Here is a 17,949-nt window from a genome sequence, read left to right as displayed (position 1 = left end):
GCAAAAACCCCTCATTTCATAAATGAAAAGGGGTTAGCAACGGGTGGAGGGCCATACTCTATCTTAGGCTTAGTCTACCCACTTCTCGGCCCAGAATTGTATCTGTTCCATGACCAAGCGCAGTCCTTTGCCTTTTTCGGTTAATTCATACTCAATTCGTACGGGAGTCTCGGGATAAACATGCCGAACAACGATTCCCTCTAACTCTAGATCCTTCATCCGTTCTGACAACATTTTATCGCTCATCGAAGGGATTAAACTAGAGATATCTTTAAATCTTTTCGGTCCACTCATCAAGGTCTGAATAATTAATCCATTCCAACGTTTGCCCAAAAAAGAAAAAGCTGATTCAAATCGTGGACACAAATGCAACTGATCATTTCCCATGTAAACCTCACCTCTTTATTGGAAAACATAATAACTTCGAGTCAAAAGAATTACCTATGCAAAAGCTTTCGAATAGTTAGTATATTTCATTTTACCACATTTCCCATCACTTTAAAACATTCGATTGAAATACTATAACATAACTACCCGTTTTTAAATTTAACTTTTATCATACTCAATAGTAAACAGCTATACCTTCATTCAAGCATACATGGCTGTCCTTTGGAGACATAGCGACGTTTAGCGTTGAAATATAAGCGTTAGTATAAGAGTGCAACCTATACTTTCTTATATTTTCAAAAAAAAGGACAGTCGCCTCTTGGCAACCGTCCTCTTATTTATTCACGAGTATATTACTCTCTATACCCTATACCCACCACATGTCTCCAAGTGGCTCTTCAATTAGTACCTGTTGAAGATTCTGTACAGCTTTAGAAAAACCTTCTTCAACGGACATCAGTCCATCTTCATGTTCAATACTTACAACATAATCATAACCTACCAAACGAAGAGCACTAATAATATCCGCCCACGTCTTAATGTCATGACCGTAGCCTACACTGCGGAACTGCCATGCACGGTCCAACATTTTCTCATAGGACTGCATATCTGTAAGACCATGTTTATTCACATTAATCGGATCGATTACTGTATCCTTAGCATGGAAATGATGGATCGCTCCTTCGCGCCCCAGAATGTGTATAGCTTGCACCGGATCAATTCCCTGCCACCACATATGACTTGGATCTAGGTTAGCACCGATCGTCTCACCCGCTGCTTCACGCAAACGAAGCAGGGTAGCTGGTGTATGAACTGAGAACCCTCCGTGAAGCTCAAGACCTATTTTGATATGATGGTCTTTCGCAAACTTAGCTTGTTCGGTCCAGTAAGGAATAACCTTGTTCTCCCATTGCCATTTCAATATTTCTTGAAAGTCGTTCGGCCACGGAGCAACCGGCCAGTTCGGATATTTAGCATCCTCATGGTCACCAGGACATCCAGAGAAGGTATTTACTACAGGTACCTCAAGTTTCTCAGCGAGTAGGACCGAATTCACGAAATCATCATGATCCGCCTTAGCCAAATGCTTCTGTGGATGAAGTGGATTACCATGACAGCTAAGTGCACTGATCGTAAGTCCGCGTGATTCTACTGCTTTTTTGAAATTCTTAAGTTCTTTCTCATTATTCAGAAGATCCGTTGGTGTACAGTGTGCCTTACCTGGATTTCCTCCACTTCCGATCTCAACAGCCTTCAGACCTTTAGAAGCTACATAATCTAACGCCTCCTCAAGCTTACGACCGCCAAACAATACCATGAATACTCCTAATTTCATCGTTACTCCTCCTTATTTGCACTTACAACATATTAAACCGTCATTCATTTATTCGAAATAAACAGCTTTACCTGTCTTAGCAGATTCATAGATAGCTTCTAGAATTTGAGTTACCACCAATGCCTGTTCTGGTTTAACGACAGGTTCAGTATCATCAATAACCGCTTGCAACCACAATCTTGCTTCACGATCTGCATCGCTTTCCGTTTCTCCTGAGTAGAATGCAACTCCGCCTGCGCCCAAGTCAACTTTAGTCTCATACAAACGACTCATCTTCTCACCATTGATACGCAGACCATCTTTCATATCCGCTCCGGCTTCTGTACCTGCAAGTATCGTCTGTGCTTCGTTGAAATCAAGTACATTCAGTGCCCAACTAGATTCAAGAATAATGGTAGCTCCATTCTCCATCGTAATGAAACCGAAGGCAGAATCTTCTACTTTGAATTCTTCAGGATTCCAAGGACCGAAAGCATTCGCTGCATTCTCACGATGTCCAAGCTTGTGGAACGTCGAACCCATAACACTCTTCGGTTTGTAGTTATCCATTAGCCATAAGGTAAGATCTAGTGCATGCGTACCGATATCAATAAGAGGTCCTCCACCTTGCTTCTCTTCATCTAAGAATACGCCCCAAGTTGGAACCGCACGGCGACGAGTTGCCAAGGCTTTACCATAATAAACGTCACCTAGGTCACCATTCTCACACATTTGTTTTAGGTACTGGCTGTCATCACGGAATCTATTTTGATATCCGATCGTCAGTTTTTTACCTGTACGTTTCGCAGCTTCAAGCATTTCTCTTGCTTGCGCCGTTGTTTTGGCCATTGGTTTCTCACACATTACATGTTTGCCTGCTTCTAAGGAAGCAACTGTGATCTCGGAGTGAGAATCATTAGGCGTACATACATGAATGACATCAATGCTTCCGTCTTGAAGCAATTCACGGAAATCAGTATAGACTTTAGCTCCTTCAACGCCATATTTCTCAGCCGCTTCTTCTGCACGTTCTTGAACGATGTCACAAAAAGCGACCATTTCTCCATTAGATTGTTTCGCAAGGCTCGGCATATGCTTCCCTGTAGCAATACCACCACAACCAATAATTCCGATTCTTAGTGTTTTAGACATTTATAAGTCCTCCGTTTTTTGCGTAATTTTTTATCCATTCCATACTTGTAGCAATACTTTCAAGGGGTAGGTTCTGACATACATCTTGTTCTACCACAATCCATTCCGCGCCTACTTCATTTGCGGCTTCAGCAATAGCCGCTAAGTTTACTTCGCCTTGACCAAATGAAACGGTCTGTGGTGATCCATCTTCTAGTTTCTTCACATCTTTCCAGTGAATGATGGGTAAACGACCTGCATATTTATGAATGTATTCAACTGGGTCATACCCAGCAAAGTATACCCAACACGTATCCATTTCAACTTCAAGTAGTGAAGCAGGTACTTCTTCATACATCGCATCAAATACAGTCTTACCTTCACCATAAGATTCCGTGAATTCGAAATCATGATTATGATATAGGAGGACCATATCTTGTTCCTTACATTTCTCACCAAGTACTTTAAGGTTAGCAAACACTTCATCCCATTTACGTTGTTCTTCCGACAAATAAGGAACGATTATATATTTATTACCAATTTCTTTATTATAAATAATGATAGAGTCCAGATCCTCTAACATGCTCTGGTATTGCGTATGTGTTCCGATAGCCACAAGACCATTCTCATCAAGTAATTTCTTCACTTCAACACTACTATATCCAAAGAAATCATGAAATTCTACACCTTTGTATCCTAGTTCAGCAACCGCTTTCAACGTACCTTCGAAATCCTGCTCCATTTGCTCGCGAACCGTATACAGTTGTAATCCTAATTTCAACATTGACTGTTACCTCCTTCAATTTTCCATGATATGTAATTCCTTTAGAATCAAGCAAGGTGAAGCAATATCAATCTAGTTACATGGTATTCTAAATTCATTTATATTAAAATGAATAATATGATCGAAACATGAACAATCTGGTTATAATTTTAAAAAAGGAGACAGATGAATGATCAGTGAAGACTCATGTCAAGTGTATGTAGCCGGCTTCTCCTTCCATAGAAAACCTTTCTACACGTCACAATTAGAAGTAGATGGCATAAATACCTACCTCATGCGCTTCCAAACCGATGGCCGCTGTCGTGCTAGATATGATGGTAAGTTAGGTATGATCGAAACAGGAGATTTACTACTGTATTCTCCCTCTGAGCAGTATGAATTAATAATAGATCATGAAATCAATTCACTCGGTGAATCAACGATTGAAAGTGGGGATTACCATATTTTCTTCGGAGGGCCATGGATAGATAAATGGTGGAATACCCAAATTCGACCTACTCGGATGAAACTACCGCTTAGTGAAGGTTTCTTGATTCTTTTTCGACAGATTGCACTTGAGCAGCGCCGAATGGAGAATCCATATCCCGAAATTTCAGGATATTATATGAAAATTCTGTGCCTAGAATTAGATCGTCAGCTCAAAGAGCAACCAACAACCACGCACAAGAGTTATTTGGCCTATCAAATTAAACATTATATTGAGGAAAACGCCTCTCATACGTTCAAGTTAGCGGATGTAGCTAGCCACGTGGGGATCAGCGTCTCCCGTGCTGTGCACTTATTCAAGGAAACGTTCGATACTAGCATCATGCAATACACAATTGACGTAAAACTAGATATGGCTCGGGAACGCATTATATTCAGCCCTATGTCTCTTGAGAACGTAGCGGAGACTTCCGGATTCGCCAATTATACTTACTTCCACCGTGTGTTTAGAGCACGTTTTGGCATGTCTCCGAAGCAATTCCGCATTGCCAATCGGGAGCAACTGAAGTAATGTACTAACAAATAAACAAGTGGCGATCCCTAGCTAACTTTAGGATCACCATTTGTTTTCAACTTGTTGTTATTATGATTCTATGTGCTTGAAACCGATCAATAATGTGAAATATAATGCCCTCAAGTCCTACGACTTATCGCTTCCGTCACAACACAGGCAAGATCATCATTTCCAAAAAGCGAGAGTACACCAAGTAGCGTCTCATCAGGAATATCCCCTGCTTCTTCTTTAGATACCGTGAGGCCCAGAACGTGTATCAAACGTTCATTGTTAAGTTGATGTGGGTAAGCCTCTCTATACAACTCTTCAGGATCTAGGCTGTGGTTAATACACCACTGAGCAAAGACCAGAATCATCATATCCTCGTCTTGGCGGTAGCTTTTCTTAATCTGTTCTTCAACAGATAGTTCTGTATATTCTTCATATTCCTCGTCCATTTGTCTCAACCTTTCTACAACTAAGTAAATCCTTATGCTTATCTATATTATAGCAAACCATCGTATTTAAGAAGATATTCTAGAATTGACTATCATTTTATTCCACTAAATTTGGTATGATACACATTGAAACCTTTTCAAAGAGAGGACTTCTTATGAAGAAGCTACTGCTACCGCTTGTCTATGTGCTCCTATTGGGAGTAGCATTTATGTACAAAAACACCATTTGGGACTGGATGAACAATAATGACTCACCGACCTTCTTGATTCTGATGGCGACTTTGTTAGCCCTCTTTCCTATCATTCCATATAAAGTAGTCATCGCTGCTTTGGGATATGCTTATGGCACCGTGTGGGCAACCCTAATTGCCTGGTTGGGAACCACGCTTGCTGCAGTCCTTATTTATGGAATCGTGAGATACGCATTTCGTGAACAAGGACGACGATATCTGAGCCAAAGACGTTCTATTCAATCCTTCACTAGTATGATGGAGTCCCACCCTTTTATGGCTATTATCGTCGCACGTCTATTACCTATCGTGCCACAGATGGTTGTGAATGTATTTGCGGGTGTTGCCTCTATTTCCTTCTGGACGTTTACTCTCGCTACAATCCTCGGCAAAATTCCAGCCATACTACTTTACGCCTACTTGGGCGGTAATCTAGTTGCAAGACCCTATGTATCCGTAGCACTTATATTGGGATACCTGCTTTTGGTTTGTATCGTACTCTTTGTATATAGACAGAGGAATAAGTCTACAACCAGCTGAACAAAAGACTCCACTGTCCACTTTCTTGGTTTTTGGAAACCAAATGATTTATAATAGAAGTGACTTATATCATTTACAGTCAAAGAAACGGAGTGATATCATGAGCAATTCTCAATCAACTATACATGAAAAGGCTACTTTTGCAGGTGGATGTTTCTGGTGCATGGTAAGCCCGTTCGAGGAACTTCCAGGCATTATTAAAGTCGTCTCTGGATATACAGGTGGACACACAGAGAATCCTACATACGAAGAAGTATGCACGCATACAACAGGACATGTAGAAGCCGTTGAAATAACTTACAATCCTAGCATTTTCCCATATGACAAGTTACTTGAGCTGTTCTGGCAACAGATCGATCCTACCGATGCGGGTGGACAATTCCACGATAGAGGGAGCTCCTATGGAACAGCCATCTTCTATCATAGCGAGGAACAACGCATAAAGGCAGAACAATCTAAAAAGGCATTAGGGCTAAATCAGCGTTTCGATAAACCGATTGTAACGCCAATTCTTCCTGCTAGCCCCTTCTATGAGGCTGAAGAATATCATCAAGGTTATCACAAGAAGAATCCGGGTCATTATAAGCGCTATCGTAAAGGTTCAGGACGTGAAGATTATCTTGAGAACGTGTGGTCAACTCCCGTGAACAAAGATGAACTTAAACAACGTTTAACTCCTATACAATATCAAGTTACACAACAAAACGGCACAGAACCTGCATTCAGCAACGAGTTCTGGGATCACCATGGAACCGGAATTTATGTTGATATCGTCTCTGGTGAAGCCTTATTCAGCTCACTTGATAAGTTCGACTCGGGTTGCGGTTGGCCAAGTTTCACTCGCCCTCTTCGGGAGTATACAGTTCGAGAATTAGTCGATTCCAGCCACTTTATGATTCGTACAGAGGTACGTAGTAAAGAGGGCGATTCTCACCTAGGGCATGTATTCAACGATGGACCAGGACCAAACGGCTTACGGTACTGTATTAATTCTGCAGCACTTCGCTTTATCCCGATCGAGAAGCTAGAAGAAGAAGGATATCCTGAGTATCGTTCGTTATTTGAGTAATATGTGGTAAATACACAAAAAAGGTAGCTTCTTTTATCAGAAAAGGAGCTGCCTTTTTGTGTATTTAGAAATGATATACAGTGCTGTTTATGCAAAATCCATCACATAAGTAATACGATAACCAATAATTCAAATAAGACGAGCGGCAGAATCACATTGTTATAATAAGGATTGTAGGCTCGTGACATCGACGGAGCTGCTGGAACACTTAGGAATAGCATACCCCCTTCAACATTCATGAGTACTCCCTCATACGTACAACCATTAACCGTTTGTACACGAATCGTTCGATGTAAACATCCCTTGATCTGCTGATGAATATGTTCTCTAACTTGTCGGAATTGTTGCGTCATATTAGGATCGGCCTGAAAAAGAATATGCTGAGCCGGAGCATTTTCCATCGTTCTTACCTCCATTTATTGAGCATTCATATAGTACAGCATATGCATATGCCCATTCATGCGTTCTTAGACAGCAAAAAACCACTAAGTTCAACAAAAGAACTTAGTGGTTATCATGGATTGGACACGACTGCCCTTGGACTACTTATATTGTGAAAAAGGGCCTTCCATCGTACCACATCATTAATGTGCACTTTGCATAACCTGTACAGTCTTCGACTTAACGGGTTGAGGTGAAATCCCTTTAGGTAATACGGGGTTCGTTGCAGTCTTCTTAGTACCATAACTGACAGTCAACGTAATCATTTGCCCAGCAATACTAACAGCCAGAATCGTATACAACGTCTCTCTTAACGGCATATAGAATAGGGAGAGCAATAGAACAATACCATCGAACAGGAAGAACACCGTGCCAAGCTTTATCCCAGTCCAACGACTGATAAGAAGCGACAGTATGTCATCCCCACCGCTTGCACCACCAACGCGTAGTACAATACCTGTAGCAAATCCCGTCAGTAACCCTGACAAGAGTGCGGCGATGAATAAATTGTGCTGGAGATCGATAACGATAACAGAGTAACGCTCTATTAACGCATAAAAGATTGAAAAAGCCATTGTTGCGATCAACGTATTCACAAGGAATTTACGTCCCTTCAGAAATAACGCAATCACCATCACAGGTATATCCAATACCAGTATGCTTAGTGCCGGCGGCAAACCTAAAACGTACTTACCCAATAGGGCAAGACCGACAAATCCACCCTCTGTTAAATGATTCTGAAAATTAATGTGATAATAAGTAAACGCGAGTAAAAATGTTCCAAACAGTAATACAGCGATATGTTGCAACGTAGAAATCAGTTGTTCTCTTTTCCTCATACAAATTCCCTCTTTATCGTAGTTTGTTTGTCATAAATGAGACAACTCTCTACGTGGAGAAAACCTGTATGACACGGTCCTTCGCATACTTAGTTTCCTTCTTTCGCAGAGGTTGTCATGAATTATCCGACGGTTCTCTACGAGAGACGCTAAGTGTATGAGTGATCATAACGTTTCCAGATCGTCCTTTGGGGAATGTTCCTTCGGGGACACATGGTATCCTGATCCTTTCTCTATTGGGATGGGTTCTTCTTTCATTATATCACCATCCAGAGCGTTTCTGAACCTCTGATTTTGTAGAACACCCAACTCTTCAGCTAACAGAGCTACTTTACAATGAGCTTCCCTATCATCTTCTTGTGGTCAGCACCACAGTAAGTGGCGCACTTATATTCGAACTCACCCTTTTTGTTAGCTACGAATGAAATCGAACGATTCGGACGCACTTGCTTATTATATCCCTCCAATTTGAGCGCATGATGTCCTTTCTTGTTTTTCAATGTTATTTTGACCTTGTCACCCTGCTTCACCTTAATCTCTTTAACATCGAATTTAAATGTCGTTGCCATAATGATGAACTCCTTCGTATCCCCACCAGTAGCTCCCGCTTCCGAGCCCTCCTCCACTTCTTTCCCACAGGCTATCAAGAGCAATACTATAACACTTAAGAACACAGTAACCTTTATCCATTTATTAATAATGATTGAGCCCCCTTATTATGTCATCCTTATTAAAAGGCAGTAAGTTCAACAATCTTTCATAACCAAATCGTAGATCAAATTCATTTTCCCAATTGTGATTATAATCACGATGTTGAATCTCCTATCTCATATACTGGGATTTGTAACGATAATGATTCTCAGGGGGATTTGAATAATGAACAATATTACGGTTACCGTCAACGCTACCGAGTACCCACCTCAATCAAAACATAAGGTTATCTTCCAAACTTTCAAAAAACTACAGCCTTCAGAGGCGATGTTATTAGTAAATGATCATGATCCAATTCCACTTCGTTTCCAATTCGAATCTATACATTCCGGTGCATTCACTTGGGAATATCTCGAACAAGGACCAGATATATTCAGAGTCAAAATCAGCAAATTATAGGAGCGAGATCGTATGGTGGGGTGGAGCTTTGTACGACACTGCTAAACAACTTTTTCCGTTTGAATTTTAAGTCTAGGCTTTCGATGCCAGTTTTCGCGAAGGCTATTCGAGAAGTAACGCTACAAAAACTTTTAGGAGGTATTAACATGGATCACACAGGACAGACCGTGGAACTGGACGTCGGCCGTATTTGCGAAAGAAAGTAGAGCCCTTTAAGGTGATCATGGATACAGTGAAAGCACTCAACAAGGGAGATATCTTTATTCTGCATGCGACTATTAAACCAACCCCCCTCTTTGGATTAATGAAAACCAAGGGATATGCTCATAAAGTTGAGAAGATAGCGTCAGATCATTGGGTAGTCACATTCTTACACAAGAGCAGTAAACACAAACTAGAGACATTCGAGGAATACCATAAGGGGCTGGAGTCTCAACTTGAGCAGGAATGCCCAGCGGAATCTTACCCTTCCCAAATCTATAAGGTGGATAATCGAGGATTAGAGCCTCCACAGCCCATGATACGAACTTTGAAGAAACTCGAAGAAGCACTTCCCGGGGATGAGGTTATTATTCATAACGATCGGATCCCTGTTTTTCTTATCGAAGAACTTAATACGTTAGGGTATGACTACAACGTCGAAGATCTGCCTGACGGATCAGCAAGAATTCATATTTATAAAAAGTAAGGTGGTGTTTGCCCATGTTTCGCCTGCCGTTTCTGTTCATTATTACCGGTCTCATCAGTTTTACATTATTCCAGCTTTTTTCCTTATTCGATTTCGCAACATGGCTGACGGTCTTTGGCGATGAGCCTAGGTATCCAACTGGATGGTTCCGTGTCCATCTGCTCGTTCTAGGTTGGGCGACGATGATTGCGATGGGGGCTATGTATCAACTGATTCCTGTCGTACTGCAAAACCACAGATTATTTAGTGAAAAACTCGGATTTGTTCATTATGGCTTTTTTGCAGTTGGAACGGCAGGGTTACTCTTTGGCTTTCAATCGATGCAGGTGATGTGGATCGCGGGTTTCGCCACCGTTGCTTTCATTGGTGTACTATTATTTGCTATCAATATTGGTGTAACACTCATTCGTGCCAGGAAATGGAATACCATAACCGTAAGCGTTGCCTGTTCTGTCGCCTATCTCGTGCTTGCAGGAACCTCCGGTATGCTCATGGGTTTAAACTTCTATTTCGAACAGTGGGGAGACTTCCACGAGCAATTGCTTGGCGCTCATATTTGTTTCGCAGCTTTCGGCTGGTTCGGACTGCTCATCACAGGCTTTAGTTATAAGATGTTGCCAATGTTCTATCTATCCCATGGACATTCAGAGACACTCCAAAAAGTGGTTATTGCTTGTTGGAATGCGGGTGTGCTTGTGGGCGCTTTATCATTTCTATTTAATGGACCTGGATGGGTGAAATGGTCAGGTTTACTGTTAGTCGTACTAGCTATGCTCACTTACTCCTTTCATCTCTCTCAAATCGTTAAACATCGGCACAAACCTAATCCCGGTGTAGGGATGAAATGGTCTCTTTCACTAGCACATTCTTTGACTTTGATTGGGATCATAATTGTTATTATCTCCCCTTTCACCCCTGACATTATGGCTCAATCTCGGATGGCCGTCGTCCTTGGTTGGCTGTACTTATGGGGATGGGTTGGACTAACCCTTCTATCTTATCTATCTAAAATTGTTCCTTTTCTGTGGTGGACACATAAATACGGTCCATTAATAGGTAAAAAGAAGATACCCACCATGTCCGATTTAATAGATGATCGTCGTGTCCATATTGGATTATCCGTGATTGGAACTTCATTATTTATGTTAATGGTTGGATTAAGCTGGAATCAGCCGTGGATGACATCCATTGGAGGAAGCCTTCTTTCTCTAAGCTCACTCTTCTATATAAGCTTGATTGCTAATGTATTTACAAAATAGATGATATTCGGAGGGATTGAAATGGATTCGATTACAGAATGTCTAAAAGAAGTATATGATCCAGAGCTTGGTGTCAACATTGTCGACCTCGGACTAATTTACGATATTCAATTCGCCGCGGGGAACGTATCCGTAGTGATGACACTAACTACACCTGGTTGTCCAATGCACGATATGATCGTCGGTGGTGTGAAGAGAGCACTCCAAACATTGCCCGAGGTTCTATCTGTAGAAGTAGACGTCGTATGGGAACCCGCTTGGGCACCTACCCTCATGTCTGATGAAGCGAAAGAGCATCTCGGATATATGTAGCTTCAGTTTTATTCATAGACCATCAGCAATGGATTCATCTTAGATTGGAGGCTGTTTACAATGTTCAACTGGAAGTTGTACATCGTTGTTTTGATCGGCTTTGCTATTATTTTATCTGGCTTCTATATAAACCCTATCCCTATAATCGAAGAGGATCCAGTCCTGGAAACATTGAATCAGCCTCCAGTTGAGCCTGTCATTGTGCGAGAAGGAAACATCGTTAAGATTGAGATGACCGCGCAAGTAACTAATGTCGAAATTTCCACCGGTGTTTTCTACAATGCCTGGACGTTTAATGGCACAGTACCTGGTCCTATCATTCGGGTGAAAGAAGGAGATACCCTCCAATTTACACTGAATAATATAGACCCTAACATGTCACACTCTATGGACTTTCATGCCGTGCAGACTTCACCTAGTAAGAACTTTGTAGATATTATGCCACTTGAACATGGATCCTTTACTTACTCAGCCAACATGCCTGGCGTATTCATGTATCATTGTGGAACAGACCCCGTATTAGAACATATCGCCAATGGAATGTACGGTGTCATTATCGTCGAACCAAAAGATGGCTATCCGACGGATAATGAAGTAGATCGTGAGTATACTATTGTACAAAGTGAGTGGTATGCAGAACATGATTTCGATGCTTTTTTAGATGGTTCGCCTGAGTATGTTGTATTTAACGGAAATGACTTTACACTCAAAGAACATCCTCTACTAGCAAAAGTTGGGGACAGGGTTCGGCTATATGTTAACAATGTAGGACCCAACAAAGTATCCTCCTTCCATATCGTAGGAGCCATTATGGATCGAGTATATATTGATGGTAACCCGAAGAATATGTTATATGGTCTACAAACCGTCATGCTCCCAGCGAGCGGCGGAGCAGTCGTAGAGTTCGTTGTAAATGAAGCTGGAGATTATCCTATTGTAACGCATCAGTTCAACGATGCGTCTAAAGGAGCAGGAGCCGTTCTAAGGGTCACCGCTGATGGATTGGATACTGGAGATTGAAATTATCCTTTTAATTACAAGCCAAGTGCGGCAGGAAATGACAATCGATTCGATCAAACTCTTCATTTTTGTCAATTTAATGTGCGAAATGTCATTGCAATTTTCTTCCCGTTCACATTTTATCAACTTTTATTGTGACGAAGAACACACTCTCTCTTCCTTGTCTCTTATATGCTTTATACGTAGCAAATATAATATTTCATTGTAAGAAAGAGGTCATGTATATGTTAAACCAACATACTATTGAGATTATTAAATCAACCGTTCCCGTATTGCAGGTTCATGGGAAGACTATCACCACCGCTTTCTACGGAATGTTATTTGAGAACCATCCAGAACTATTGAATATATTCAATCATGCCAACCAACGTCAAGGTAAACAACAGACCGCCCTTGCTAACGCTGTACTTGCTGCGGCTGTCAATATTGATCAATTAGAGAATATTCTCCCCGTAGTAAAACAGATTGCGGAGAAGCACCGTGCACTCGGCGTATTACCTGAACATTATCCAATTGTCGGCGAAACACTATTAGCTGCGATTTCACAGGTGCTTGGGGATGCGGCGACTCCTGAAATTATAGACGCTTGGGCTCAGGCCTATGGGGTAATTGCTGATGCATTTATCGGTGTTGAAGCAGATATGTATCAAAAAGTAGCGGATGCACCAGGCGGCTGGAGTGGATTCAGAAACTTTGTCGTAACCCAGAAAATAAAAGAAAGTGAATTGATCACTTCCTTCTACCTTTCCCCTCAAGACCGAGGCGCTATATCCTCCTATTTGCCGGGACAATATATTACCTTGCGTGTTCAACCAGAAGGTGAAGAATACACCCACATTCGTCACTACAGTCTATCCGCTGCTCCTGGACAATCGTATTATCGCATCACTGTCAAACGAGAAGATGGAGCCGTTAATAAACCATCAGGAGTCGTATCTACTTACCTACATGAAGCCGTTGATGTTGGTACTGTATTGGAAGTAAACGCCCCAGCTGGAGACTTCACGTTAGATCAAAGTATAGATACTCCAGTAGTTCTTATCAGTGGTGGCGTTGGGCTGACTCCAATGGTAAGTATGTTGGAATCGTTAGCTACTGAACAACCTAGTCGTAAAGTAACCTATATTCATGCTGCCATCAATGAAAGACTCCATGCCATGAAAGGATTAATTGAGGAACTGAATCAATCCCATCCTCTTCTAACATCCTATGTGTGCTATGAATCTCCAGCTGAAGGAGACACTTTCGACAAATCCGGTTACATTGATTTACCATGGCTTCAGAAGGTTGTAGAACATGACTCTGATTTCTATTTCTGTGGTCCTACCCCTTTTATGAGTACTATATTTAAAGCATTACAGGAATGGAAAATACCACAGGAAAGAATCCATTTTGAATTCTTCGGTCCAGCTGGTAGCTTAGAAGAATAATAAAGAGGTAACTACAATTTCAGTGTAGAATGTATCCTTAAAAGGTCTGTTCCAACAGGTGTATAATAACCTGAGGAACAGACCTTTATTTGGGTAATTCAATATTTTAAACGCAACAAGCGGTTTATCGTTTCTCTACGTACACCAATTAATTGCCCGATCTCCTCTTGTGTCAGCAGTTCTGTTACATCTATCCCATGCGAGTAATCGTGTAGCCATTCGCTTAGCAGTTCCAAACGCTCTGCGGGCGTTCCGACTGTCAGATGATCCACTCGTTGCTGCATAAATCGTAATTTAGCCTGTAGTAAAAGTGCAACTTCCATTGGTTTCGTGGGATCCTCCGCCAGTTGGCGATACCATTCCTTTGCAGGAATCACCTCCACCTCACTTTTCATCAGTGCAATGGCTGTGCCGTGTGTTTCCTTAGCCGTTATGAGCGAATGGTGCGGGACCGTTTCACCTGAATACAAAATGTTGAACAACACCATATTGCCATTCTCATGTAGACGTGTCACCTTAAAAAGCCCGCTCTTGACATGGTATAGATATTCACCACTATCTCCTTGGCGGAATAAAATCTCTCCCTTATGTAGAATCATTTATGCCCCTCCATTATGTTGTATGCTATTAAAAATCCGTACTTATCCTTCTTGATTCTATTATATCAGAAATTATGACCCCCTTTCCAAAAATACTGAACAAGTGACTCCATTCTCGTCGTCATGCTTATTATGATGAGTATTTATGTATGTCCAGTTTAGCCTACTTCCAAAAAATACACATGTATAACAAACATATGTTCGGTATATAATAAAATAAGAATGTACGTTCTCATTTCGGTGGTGGTGTGAAATATGAGTATTAATCCAAGTATAGAAACAGAAGAGGATATTCAAATCATTAAGGAATACACTCTACTACCTATCTTGTTAGATATGTTAGCAAGGGATATAGACCATTTAACGATCTATAAAGATAAAATCATATACCATTATGTTATTTGTCAGCTAAGAGATGTTGAACAATCTATATATCCTGTATTACAAAAGCTCAAGAGTAGAATGAAGCAACGGCATATTAGCATCTTGAATACCGAAATGAATACGCTCGGCATTGAAGTTGAATATAAAGTTCGTGGCTATATTCATCGTTTCAATATGTTGCGAGGTCTAATAAAGGCAGAGATATTCACCTTGCTTATGAGCTTTCGTGGAGGCGGTTAATATGAGCGAGCAAGGTGAACGGGTTAAATAGTTACGATAGGTATTGCATTTGTTACTTTAATTGGAGCACATAGTTTTTTGATGTATAAAGCATTTAGATTTTTTAGTAGGAGGTAAACTTTCGACTAATTGTTAATAACAAAATCACAATAAAATATGGGTCGTGGTCGGTTCCTGTTAGTAAAAAGGAACCAACCAAGGTTAATAAAGTAACTATACATGTATGAATGATAAAAGGTTCGTTAGCTATATGCCAACGAACCTTTATTTGTTTCTACCCTCAATATAACTCTTTTACATTAACTGAACACTTACAATTTCGTCAAAATCAATCCATTCAAATCCTTTTTCTATCTCCACCCTAATTTTTTTTTTAAACTGGCTTATATCTGTTACTACACCACAGACCATATGATCATCATACTCACTAAATACTTTAACTTTGATAGCTTCTTTATAGCGTAGTGAGTTACTTATATTTTGGTTCATTGTTTCCAATTCATCTTCATGGATTATTGGGTGACTCTTTTTGTTGTACTGTTTCTGATGCTCAATAATACGCTCTTTATGCTGTGGTAACATCATCCGACTTGATTCCCACAGCCCATTTCCTTGAAGTTTTTTACTCATCTGTAATGCCCCCCAATTTTAGCCGATCTATCAACTGCCTGCCCCGCAGATGTTACTGAGCTTGCTCTTAGAATGGAAATATCCCCGAATCTATCCTTTATGTCATCCATAACCTTATCGACAGCTCTTTGATGCTCCTTATCGTCAAACAGAGTTAACTGATACGATGTAGCCCCCGATAGCTCGGATAACGAAACACCGACTCTTCTAACAGGTTGCCTATCCCAATACCTATGCAAAATTTTCTTTGCAGCGTCGTATACCTCAGTCGTTATATTCGTAGGATCGTCTAGTTTCAGTTGTCTGTGAAACCCTGTAGGATGGTCAAAATCAGCGCCAGAAATACTTATGGAAACGACTCTTGCCATTAATTCACTTTTCCTTGCTCTCCTTGTAACCTCTGTACAGATATCAAGAAGAACAGCTTCTATTTCCCATGCTTGGCTATAATCTCTAGGAAGGGTCATGCCGTTCCCAATATTTTTTTGAACATTATGAGTTGTTAATGTTACAGGTGAGTTGTCTATCCCGTTTGCAACACGCCATATAACTTCTCCATTAACTCCCCATTTAGCTCTAAGTCTATCTAAAGGTGTTCTAGCTATATCCCCAATTGTCATAATTCCCATCTTCCACAGGTGTTTTTGCATCCTTGATCCGATTCCCCACATGTCTCTAATAGGTTTATCCCAGATGTATTTATGTAGTTCGCTTTTCTGTAAATGAAATACACCATCGGGAATCTTTTTTGCAATCATGTCACAACAGAGCTTAGCTATTACTTTGTTTTCTCCAATTCCTGCTCTGGCAACAACCCTTGTCGCAAGATAGATTTTATTTTGAATTTGCCTTGCTAAATCGATCGGATTATCGGCAAATAAATGCATCGATGATGTATGGTCTGAGAACATCTCATCAATCGAATAGGACTCTACTAAGTCCGTAAATGACTCCATAATCTTCATAATTTGACTCGAAACTTCTATATACTCCTGCATATGCGGCTTTACAATAATCAACTCAGGACATTTCTGTAGAGCTTGCCAAAGTGGTTCGGCAGTAGTCACCCCCTCTTTTTTAGCTAAGGGGCACGCAGCTAAAATTATACCCGACCTTTTGGCTGGATCTCCTGCAACCACCAAGGGCTTGTTTTCATAAAAAGGTACTTTAGCCTTCTCTACGCTTGCGTAAAAACTTTGCATGTCAATTAACATCACTATTCTCTGCTTTTGTAACACAACGGATCACTCCTAAAGGAGAACATTTGTTCTGTTCTTTATGTCCGTATTATACACCCAACACCCCATCTTTAATCAAGAGGAATTATTTGTATCGTAAAGAAAATGACATAACCGCCACAGAAACGGATACGATTAGGGTACCTGAAACAATAATGCATGTATGAGTCTAAAACTTTATATGATTAGTAAAATAGAATATTAATTTATAACAGAAATTGTTTTTAATTCATCATTGAAACCTATTAAGCCGAATCTATAATTCATGGAGAAATATTGATTTTTTCGCTCATAGGATTACGATACCAACTTCTGTCGAAGAATGTAAAAGACCACCCAATATGAACTGCACCCCAATTGTTAGACACTATCTAACTATTGGAGGTGCAGTTTTTTATGACCAGATTCAGTACAAATGAAAAAATACAAGCCGTTATGCGTTATAAAAAGGGATCAGACAGTTTGAAAACCATCGCAAAATCCATAGGGGTTCACCATTCTGTCTTCTCAAATTGGATTAGTCAATATGAACATCATGGTGAAGAAGCTTTTAAAAAGGGCTATACATCATACCCTGCACAGATTAAACTAGACGTACTTAATTATATGAACGAATTCGGGACGTCTGCTAGAGAAACGGCTGCAATATTTAATATTGCGAGTCATAGTACCATTTTAAGCTGGCAAAGGAGCTTAGAATTACATGGAATTGACGCCCTAAGGCCATAGAAAATGGGGCTTCCATTCATGATACAAGTATCTATAACACTGAAGATACAAATGTTAGCAGAAGCGTATGTAGATGCCATAATAGAAGCGGTAATAGGTTCAAGAGTGGAGACAGGAACTTTACAAAAGTAGAAATG

General features: G+C 40.6%; 22 protein-coding genes and 1 pseudogene. 12 read left to right on the top strand and 11 right to left on the bottom strand.

All coding sequences use genetic code 11. The features are described 5' to 3' along the window. Nucleotides 1-69: 69 nt before the first annotated feature. From PGLA_RS05435 to PGLA_RS05420, 4 genes are all read right to left on the bottom strand, one after another. Nucleotides 70-387 (bottom strand): winged helix-turn-helix transcriptional regulator, encoded by a 318-nt coding sequence (locus PGLA_RS05435; RefSeq protein ID WP_068529903.1) that lies wholly within the window; start codon nt 385-387, stop codon nt 70-72. A 367-nt stretch (nt 388-754) separates the two neighbouring features. After that, a complete protein-coding gene (locus PGLA_RS05430) occupies nt 755-1,723 on the bottom strand; it encodes a sugar phosphate isomerase/epimerase family protein (protein WP_068529901.1) in 969 nt (322 codons plus the stop codon). Between the two features lie 48 nt (nt 1,724-1,771). Beyond that, entirely contained in the window at nt 1,772-2,854 is a 1,083-nt protein-coding gene (locus PGLA_RS05425) for a Gfo/Idh/MocA family protein (RefSeq protein WP_068529900.1), read from the bottom strand. Continuing rightward, nucleotides 2,847-3,617 (bottom strand): sugar phosphate isomerase/epimerase family protein, encoded by a 771-nt coding sequence (locus tag PGLA_RS05420; RefSeq protein ID WP_068529897.1) that lies wholly within the window; start codon nt 3,615-3,617, stop codon nt 2,847-2,849. Before PGLA_RS05420 ends, PGLA_RS05425 begins: the two co-directional genes overlap by 8 nt. A gap of 169 nt (nt 3,618-3,786) precedes the next feature. Between PGLA_RS05420 and PGLA_RS05415 the strand changes: the two genes are divergently transcribed. Continuing rightward, a complete protein-coding gene (locus PGLA_RS05415; protein WP_068529889.1) occupies nt 3,787-4,614 on the top strand; it encodes a helix-turn-helix transcriptional regulator in 828 nt (275 codons plus the stop codon). 122 nt (nt 4,615-4,736) lie between these two features. Here the strand turns inward: PGLA_RS05415 and PGLA_RS05410 are convergent, their stop codons facing one another. Next, entirely contained in the window at nt 4,737-5,054 is a 318-nt protein-coding gene (locus PGLA_RS05410) for a hypothetical protein (RefSeq protein WP_068529886.1), read from the bottom strand. Nucleotides 5,055-5,209: 155 nt separating this feature from the next. Between PGLA_RS05410 and PGLA_RS05405 the strand changes: the two genes are divergently transcribed. Next, nucleotides 5,210-5,824: a TVP38/TMEM64 family protein gene (locus PGLA_RS05405; protein ID WP_068529883.1), complete on the top strand. Its 615-nt coding sequence runs from the start codon at nt 5,210-5,212 to the stop codon at nt 5,822-5,824. Nucleotides 5,825-5,924: 100 nt separating this feature from the next. Beyond that, nucleotides 5,925-6,893 (top strand): peptide-methionine (R)-S-oxide reductase MsrB, encoded by a 969-nt coding sequence (gene msrB / locus PGLA_RS05400; protein WP_068529875.1) that lies wholly within the window; start codon nt 5,925-5,927, stop codon nt 6,891-6,893. A 101-nt stretch (nt 6,894-6,994) separates the two neighbouring features. Here msrB and PGLA_RS05395 read toward each other — a convergent pair whose 3' ends face one another. Continuing rightward, nucleotides 6,995-7,294 (bottom strand): hypothetical protein, encoded by a 300-nt coding sequence (locus PGLA_RS05395; protein ID WP_068529872.1) that lies wholly within the window; start codon nt 7,292-7,294, stop codon nt 6,995-6,997. A gap of 18 nt (nt 7,295-7,312) precedes the next feature. Between PGLA_RS05395 and PGLA_RS28495 the strand changes: the two genes are divergently transcribed. Continuing rightward, nucleotides 7,313-7,450 carry a hypothetical protein gene (locus tag PGLA_RS28495; RefSeq protein ID WP_211269503.1) on the top strand — a complete coding sequence of 46 codons (138 nt, stop codon included), beginning with the start codon at nt 7,313-7,315 and terminating at the stop codon, nt 7,448-7,450. 27 nt (nt 7,451-7,477) lie between these two features. Here PGLA_RS28495 and PGLA_RS05390 read toward each other — a convergent pair whose 3' ends face one another. Together PGLA_RS05390 and PGLA_RS05385 are read right to left on the bottom strand one after the other, a co-directional pair. Beyond that, nucleotides 7,478-8,173 carry a YitT family protein gene (locus tag PGLA_RS05390; RefSeq protein ID WP_068529869.1) on the bottom strand — a complete coding sequence of 232 codons (696 nt, stop codon included), beginning with the start codon at nt 8,171-8,173 and terminating at the stop codon, nt 7,478-7,480. A gap of 326 nt (nt 8,174-8,499) precedes the next feature. Then, the gene (locus PGLA_RS05385; RefSeq protein WP_084410772.1) at nt 8,500-8,847 is read right to left on the bottom strand and encodes a cupredoxin domain-containing protein; all 348 of its coding nucleotides are present in this window, start codon (nt 8,845-8,847) and stop codon (nt 8,500-8,502) included. Nucleotides 8,848-9,049: 202 nt separating this feature from the next. Here PGLA_RS05385 and PGLA_RS05380 point away from each other — a divergent pair, with 202 nt between their 5' ends. The 6 genes from PGLA_RS05380 to hmpA all read left to right on the top strand — a co-directional run bounded on the left by PGLA_RS05380 (nt 9,050) and on the right by hmpA (nt 13,992). Beyond that, the gene (locus PGLA_RS05380; RefSeq protein ID WP_068529858.1) at nt 9,050-9,283 is read left to right on the top strand and encodes a DUF2249 domain-containing protein; all 234 of its coding nucleotides are present in this window, start codon (nt 9,050-9,052) and stop codon (nt 9,281-9,283) included. A gap of 190 nt (nt 9,284-9,473) precedes the next feature. Then, nucleotides 9,474-9,971 carry a DUF2249 domain-containing protein gene (locus tag PGLA_RS05375; protein ID WP_068529857.1) on the top strand — a complete coding sequence of 166 codons (498 nt, stop codon included), beginning with the start codon at nt 9,474-9,476 and terminating at the stop codon, nt 9,969-9,971. A 14-nt stretch (nt 9,972-9,985) separates the two neighbouring features. Continuing rightward, entirely contained in the window at nt 9,986-11,230 is a 1,245-nt protein-coding gene (locus PGLA_RS05370) for a heme-copper oxidase family protein (RefSeq protein ID WP_068529855.1), read from the top strand. A gap of 21 nt (nt 11,231-11,251) precedes the next feature. Beyond that, a complete protein-coding gene (locus PGLA_RS05365; protein WP_068529853.1) occupies nt 11,252-11,542 on the top strand; it encodes a metal-sulfur cluster assembly factor in 291 nt (96 codons plus the stop codon). Between the two features lie 60 nt (nt 11,543-11,602). Next, on the top strand, nt 11,603-12,562 hold the full coding sequence (locus tag PGLA_RS05360) for a multicopper oxidase domain-containing protein (protein WP_084410770.1): 960 nt from the start codon (nt 11,603-11,605) through the stop codon (nt 12,560-12,562). Between the two features lie 224 nt (nt 12,563-12,786). Continuing rightward, entirely contained in the window at nt 12,787-13,992 is a 1,206-nt protein-coding gene (gene hmpA / locus PGLA_RS05355) for an NO-inducible flavohemoprotein (RefSeq protein WP_068529848.1), read from the top strand. A gap of 98 nt (nt 13,993-14,090) precedes the next feature. Here hmpA and PGLA_RS05350 read toward each other — a convergent pair whose 3' ends face one another. Further along, nucleotides 14,091-14,591, bottom strand: a complete 501-nt coding sequence (locus PGLA_RS05350; protein WP_068529847.1) for a Crp/Fnr family transcriptional regulator — start codon at nt 14,589-14,591, stop codon at nt 14,091-14,093. A 255-nt stretch (nt 14,592-14,846) separates the two neighbouring features. Here PGLA_RS05350 and PGLA_RS05345 point away from each other — a divergent pair, with 255 nt between their 5' ends. Further along, nucleotides 14,847-15,215, top strand: coding sequence for a YhjD family protein (locus PGLA_RS05345; RefSeq protein WP_068529844.1), 369 nt, complete (start codon nt 14,847-14,849; stop codon nt 15,213-15,215). Nucleotides 15,216-15,509: 294 nt separating this feature from the next. Here the strand turns inward: PGLA_RS05345 and PGLA_RS05340 are convergent, their stop codons facing one another. Together PGLA_RS05340 and PGLA_RS05335 are read right to left on the bottom strand one after the other, a co-directional pair. Next, nucleotides 15,510-15,845 carry a YolD-like family protein gene (locus tag PGLA_RS05340; protein WP_068529841.1) on the bottom strand — a complete coding sequence of 112 codons (336 nt, stop codon included), beginning with the start codon at nt 15,843-15,845 and terminating at the stop codon, nt 15,510-15,512. Next, a complete protein-coding gene (locus PGLA_RS05335; RefSeq protein ID WP_245699731.1) occupies nt 15,842-17,083 on the bottom strand; it encodes a DNA polymerase IV in 1,242 nt (413 codons plus the stop codon). The genes PGLA_RS05340 and PGLA_RS05335 overlap by 4 nt, the downstream gene beginning before the upstream one ends. A 396-nt stretch (nt 17,084-17,479) precedes the next feature. Here PGLA_RS05335 and PGLA_RS05330 point away from each other — a divergent pair. After that, nucleotides 17,480-17,806 (top strand): annotated as a pseudogene (locus tag PGLA_RS05330) (transposase); the annotation flags it as partial. Nucleotides 17,807-17,949 lie beyond the last annotated feature (143 nt).

It is taken from the genome of Paenibacillus glacialis (assembly GCF_001637205.1).
Lineage (GTDB): Bacteria > Bacillota > Bacilli > Paenibacillales > Paenibacillaceae > Paenibacillus_AQ > Paenibacillus_AQ glacialis.
This window is presented reverse-complemented; position numbering and strand designations above follow the sequence as displayed.